Here is a 5,901-nt window from a genome sequence, read left to right on the forward strand (position 1 = left end):
CTATGCGCCCGAGCCGGCCTATGTCGAGCCCGAGCCCGAGCCCGCCCCGGTGGCCGAGGTGCAGCCCAATCTCTACTTCGATGAACCGCCGATCGAGATCGCGCCGGAACCCCGCATCGCCGCGCCGGCCCCGCGCGTCACCCGCATCGTCGACCCGATGGTCGCCGAGGCCGAGGACGAGCCCCTGTTCAGCGACAACTATTTCGACGACCGTCGGCCGCAGAAGTCGGGCGGGCTGGATGAGCCTGTTCGGCGGTGGTCGCCAGCAGCGCTACGACCAGCAAACCGGCCCCGCAGCCCCAGGCCCGCTCGACCGGTTCGGCCCGTCCGGCCCAGCAGCCGCTGGAAGCCCCCCAGGCCCAGGAAGGCGAGGATCTCGAAATCCCCTCCTTCCTGCGTCGGCTAGCCAACTAGGCGCAATCCTTTCAGTGCAGCGTTTTCAGACGCCCGGAGCCGTAAGGTTCCGGGCGTCTTGCTGTGCGGGTGCCGGTGCGGTGATCCTCCCCCCAAAGGGGGAGGTGTCGCGGAGCGACGGAGGGGGAAGTGCCCGCTGCTTCGTCCGCCAACGTCCCCCTCCGGTCCTCCGGACCACCTCCCCCTTCAGGGGGAGGATCTTGTGCGCTACACCGGATGTCGATGAAGCTCACCCGCGCCGACCGCAAAATCCTCGAGATCCTGCAACAGGACGCCAGCCTGACCAATGTCGAGCTGGCCGAGCGGGTGGGGCTGTCGCCCAGCCCGTGCCTGCGCCGGGTCAAGGCGCTGGAGGCGGCCGGGCTGATCAGCGGCTATGTGGCCCTAGTCGACCGCCGCAAGGCCCGGCTGGACCTGCTGGCCTATGTCGAGGTCCAGGTCGACCGCCACAGCGAAACCGCCGCCGAGGGCTTCGCCGAGGCCGTGCTGCGCGAGCCCATGGTGGTGGGCTGCCACGCGATGACCGGCGGTTACGACTACCTGCTGCGGGTGGTGGCCCCCAACCTCGACGCCTATGCCGAATTCACCATGAAACGTCTGTTGAAGATGCCGGCGGTCAAGGACATCCGCTCGAGCTTCGTGCTGGAAACGATCAAGGACGCGACGGCCCTGCCGCTGGATTATCTGGACTAGGCTGCCCGGCCTTCTGACGGCGTTCTCGGCCCAGACCCTGTCGCCACCGGCCTCGGCCCGGTCTCGCAACGCTTGGGAACCGGGGCGACGCAACCCCGCCGCCTGGCGCACGTTATGGCTGCACGCGTCGTGCTGGCAGCCTCGTCGTCCGCCCCCGCCTCAACCCGGCTCCTGGCTTTCAGCCTTTGAGCCTCCGGGCGATCCCGCGGCGGAGAATGACCATGACCGAGCTCCAAGCCAAAGCCACCGGCAAGACCCTGATGATCGTCGAGGACGAAGTTCTGGTGGCCATGATCCTGCGCGACGAGCTGGCGGAGGCGGGCTACCACGTCCTTGACCTGACCGATCGACGCGACGAGGCTATCGCGGTCGCCAAGGCCTGCAAACCCAATCTCGCCCTGGTCAATATCCAGCTGGCCGGTAACGATGACGGCATTGAACTGGCGGAAAACCTCAAGGGCCTGGGGATTCCGGTCCTGTTCATCAGCGGCCAGGTGAACCGGGCCTCCTCGGCGCGAACCGTCGCCATCGGCTCGCTGCCCAAGCCCTATGACGCCGCCGACATGGTGCTGGCGGTCGGCTATCTTCTCGCCCGTCTTGACGGCGACCCCTCGCGACCGAGGCCCTCGCGGCTCGAGGTCTTCGAGGGCGACGGCTTCAGTCTCGCGCCCGCCGCCTAGGTCGTGGCGGGGATCGATCCTCGTCAATCCGTCGTCGATCCGGGGCAAAATTGAACCCGTTCAATGGCTTGAGAAATATTGACGCCAATTGCTCAGACGCGTTGAGGCCGCCCGCATACTTCTGCTTGCCCCGTCGCGGGGGAGGGCGTCCGGCCGGCGACCTTGACGCGCGACGGGGGCGGTCGAGCGGGGCGTGTCCGTCGGCCGGCGTCGCGGGTCCCGGATGGCCCGGTCGGCGGAGCGTGGCGGTCCTGGATGGGGTCGCGGGCGGTCCGGACCGGACGGCGGGAACATCCCCTCGGCGCCGAACGGCGAACGCCACAGGCGCGGGCTGAAATCGCCCGCGCGGTCCGGACGGGGTTGCCGCCCCTCCGCCCGCCGGAGGCCTCCATCGGAGCGGGTTAAGAATCCGCGACCCGAAGGCTTTCGTCCATCGATCGCGCGGAGCGCCCGGGTCGTGTCGAAACGGTATCCTCCAAATCCCTATTCCGGGCGCGTCCCGGTCGCTTCGCCGCCTCCCCAGCCCGCCGGCCTTCGTCGGCGGAAGACCGCCCGCGCATGTCGGTCATCAAGCATCAAGTTTATGATCATTTTTGACGAAAGATGACCGGTTGCTCCGGCTATGGGGGCGTGATCGTCATACATCACCGCCCGTTGCGCTCTATCCTGCCCGCTCCCCTGTCTTCGGAGCGTGACGCATGCTGGTTCTGGATCGCAAGTCCCCGTCCGACTCTGGGACGTCACCGATGCGCCCAGCCCTCGAGCCTATCCAGGCCTACAAGGCCGGGATGAGCCTGGCCGAGGCCAGCCGCCGCACCGGCCAGACGCACTTTTCCAAGCTGGCCAGCAACGAGAACCTGCTGGGAGCCAGCCCAAAGGTCGGGGCCGCCGTGCAGCAGGCCCTGGCCAGCCCGGAGATCTATCCCGACCCCTATTGCGAGACCCTGCGCGCCGCGATCGGCGCGCGGCTGGGCGTTGAATCCGGCCGCATCCTGGTCTCGCCCGGTTCCGAGGCCCTGATCGACTATCTGTTCCGCGCCGTGCTGCATCCGGGCGACTCGATCCTGCTCAGCTCGCCGACCTTCCCGGCCTACGAGATCTTCGGCCGCTGCGCCGAGGCCCGGCTGATCGACGTGCCGCGCCGGGCCAATTTCGACCTCGACGTGGCCGCCTTCGCCGCCGAGGCGGCGCGCGGCCCCAAGCTGATGGTGCTGTGCACCCCCAACAACCCGACCGGCAACGCCCTGACCGCCGCCGACATCGAGACCATCCTGGCCGCGACCCCGCGTTCGACCCTGGTCTTCGTCGACGAGGCCTATCGCGAATACCACGAGGCGTTCGACACCCTGGCCTTGCTCGATGCCTGGGGCGGTCCCTGGGTGTCGGGACGCACCTTCTCCAAGGCCTATGGCCTGGCCGGCCTGCGGGTCGGCTATGGCGTCGCCTCGTCGGAGGCCCTGGTCGGCTATCTCGACCGCCTGCGTCCGCCCTTCAATGTCACCAGCGTCTCCCAGGCCGCCGCCCTGGCCGCCTGGGACGACCAGGACCACCTGACCCGCACGGTCGCCCTGACCATCGCCGAGCGCGGCCGGGTCGAGGATGTCCTGGCCGATCTGGGCGTCGACCACACCCGCAGCCAGGCCAACTTCGTCTTCCTGCGGACCCCGGCGGGTCCCGAGGCCACGACCGAGCGTTTGCTGCGGCAGGGCCTGATCGTCCGTCCCACCCCGGTCGCCGGCGGCTGGGTGCGCATCACCATCGGTCGCCCGAGCGACAATGACAGTCTGATCGCCGCCTTGCCCGCCGCGCTCGCCCTCTGATTTCGGAGCCCGCCTTGACCCTTTCCGCTGAAAATCCCCTCGGCCTCGACGGGTTCGTGTTCGTCGAGTTCACCAGCCCGCAGCCGGCGGCCATGAAGGCGCTGTTCGAGCAACTGGGCTTCGTGCCCGCCTCGACCCATCCGACCAAGGCCGTGACCCGCTACAAGCAGGGCCGCATCAACCTGCTGGTCAATGACGAGACCGACGGCCAGGTCGCCGCCTTCCGCGCCGCCCACGGCCCGTCGGCCAACGGCATGGCCTTCGGCGTCGCCGATGTCGAACAGGCCTATGCCGAGGCGCTGAAGCGTGGGGCGGTGGCCGCCGACGCCGGCCAGACCCTGCTGGGCGAGGGCGCCCGGGTGCTGGAAGGCATCGGCGGCTCGATGCTGTATCTGGTCCAGAGCGCCGAGGCGGTGTTTTCGACCTGGACGCCGGTCGCGGGCGCCGCCGAGGCGGAAGCGGCCAACAATGTCGGCCTCGACCTGCTCGATCACCTGACCCACAACGTCAAACGCGGCCAGATGAGCACCTGGTCGACCTTCTATCGCGACGTCTTCGGCTTCGAGGAGCAGAAGTATTTCGACATCAAGGGCCAGGCCACCGGCCTGTTCAGCCAGGCGATGATCGCGCCCGACAAGGCCATCCGCATCCCGCTCAACGAAAGCCAGGACGACCACAGCCAGATCGAGGAGTTCATCCGCCAGTACAACGGCGAGGGCATCCAGCACCTGGCCCTGACCACGGCCGACATCTACGACACGGTCGAGAAGCTGCGCGCCCGGGGCGTCAAGCTGCAGGACACCATCGAGACCTATTACGAGCTGGTCGACAAGCGCGTGCCCGGCCACGGCGAAGACCTGGCCCGCCTGAAGAAGAACCGCATCCTGCTGGACGGCAAGGTCGGCGAGGAAGGCCTGCTGCTGCAGATCTTCACCGAGAACCTGTTTGGCCCGATCTTCTTCGAGATCATCCAGCGCAAGGGCAATGAAGGCTTCGGCAACGGCAACTTCCAGGCCCTGTTCGAGAGCATCGAGCTGGACCAGATCCGCCGCGGCGTGATCACGGTCGACGCCTAAGGCTATTCTATCGAGGGGGGAGGGCGTTTAGTGCCCTCTCTTCCGTCTTCCCGGCGCAGGCCGGGGCCCAGGTGAAGCCCACGAACCGCTCCAGGTGAACCTGGATCCCGGCCTTCGCCGGGAAGACGGGGGTGGGCGGAAAGAGATGAGATCCCCAACCGCATGACCGACGCGCTCACCTACCAATCCGGCTTCGGCAATCACTTCTCGACCGAGGCCGTCCCCGGCGCCCTGCCGATCGGCCAGAACTCGCCGCAGCAGGTTCCATTCGGCCTCTATGCCGAGCAGCTGTCGGGCACGGCCTTCACCGCGCCCCGGCACGAGAACCGCCGCAGTTGGCTCTATCGCCTGCGGCCCAGCGCCGGCCACGGCCGCTATGAGCCCTATGGCCAGGCCCGGCTGAAGAGCGGCCCCTTCGACGGGCCGGTGACGCCCAATCGCCTGCGCTGGGACCCGATCGACGTCCCGCAGACGCCGACCGATTTCGTCGACGGCCTGATGACCCTGGCCGGCAACGGTGACGTGGCGACCCAGGCCGGGATCGGCATCCACCTCTATCTGGCCAACGCCTCGATGCAGGACCGGGTGTTCCAGAACGCCGACGGCGAGTTCTTGATCATGCCGCAGCAGGGCGTGCTGACCTTGGTCACCGAGCTGGGCGTGCTGACGGCGGGTCCGGGCGAGATCGCCCTGATCCCGCGCGGCGTGCGCTTCCGGGTCGAGGTGGCGGGGCCGTCGCGCGGCTATGTCTGCGAGAACTATGGCGCGGCCTTCAAGCTGCCGGACCTGGGGCCGATCGGCGCCAACGGCCTGGCCAATCCGCGCGACTTCCTGACCCCCGTCGCCGCCTTTGAGGACATTGAAGCCCCGACTCAGGTGATCCAGAAGTTCCAGGGCGGCCTGTGGTCCAGCCAGTGGGATCACAGCCCGCTGGACGTGGTGGCCTGGCATGGCAATTTCGCGCCGTGCAAATACGATCTGGCCCGCTTCAACACGATCAATACGGTCAGCTTCGACCATCCCGATCCGTCGATCTTCACGGTTCTGACCGCGCCCAGCGAGATCCCCGGAACCGCCAACTGCGATTTCGTGATCTTCCCGCCGCGCTGGATGGTGGCCGAGCACACCTTCCGGCCGCCCTGGTTCCATCGCAACGTGATGAGCGAATATATGGGCCTGGTCACCGGCGCCTATGACGCCAAGGCCGGCGGCTTTTCA

General features: G+C 67.9%; 5 protein-coding genes and 1 pseudogene. All 6 read left to right on the forward strand.

Features of this window, described 5'->3' with window-relative positions:
- A pseudogene (locus tag CSW58_RS09820) lies at positions 1 to 414 on the forward strand (cell division protein FtsZ); the annotation flags it as partial.
- Positions 415 to 636: 222 nt separating this feature from the next.
- Positions 637 to 1,107 (forward strand): Lrp/AsnC family transcriptional regulator, encoded by a 471-nt coding sequence (locus tag CSW58_RS09825; protein ID WP_099447166.1) that lies wholly within the window; start codon positions 637 to 639, stop codon positions 1,105 to 1,107.
- A 221-nt stretch (positions 1,108 to 1,328) separates the two neighbouring features.
- A complete protein-coding gene (locus tag CSW58_RS09830; RefSeq protein WP_161494596.1) occupies positions 1,329 to 1,787 on the forward strand; it encodes a response regulator in 459 nt (152 codons plus the stop codon).
- 698 nt (positions 1,788 to 2,485) lie between these two features.
- Positions 2,486 to 3,607, forward strand: a complete 1,122-nt coding sequence (hisC, locus tag CSW58_RS09835; RefSeq protein WP_099447163.1) for a histidinol-phosphate transaminase — start codon at positions 2,486 to 2,488, stop codon at positions 3,605 to 3,607.
- Between the two features lie 14 nt (positions 3,608 to 3,621).
- Positions 3,622 to 4,683, forward strand: coding sequence for a 4-hydroxyphenylpyruvate dioxygenase (gene hppD / locus CSW58_RS09840; RefSeq protein ID WP_099447164.1), 1,062 nt, complete (start codon positions 3,622 to 3,624; stop codon positions 4,681 to 4,683).
- Between the two features lie 162 nt (positions 4,684 to 4,845).
- Positions 4,846 to 5,901 (forward strand): homogentisate 1,2-dioxygenase (gene hmgA, locus CSW58_RS09845; protein WP_099447165.1); only part of this gene is annotated, 1,056 nt, incomplete at its 3' end.

The organism is Caulobacter sp. B11, assembly GCF_002737765.1.
Classification (GTDB): domain Bacteria; phylum Pseudomonadota; class Alphaproteobacteria; order Caulobacterales; family Caulobacteraceae; genus Caulobacter.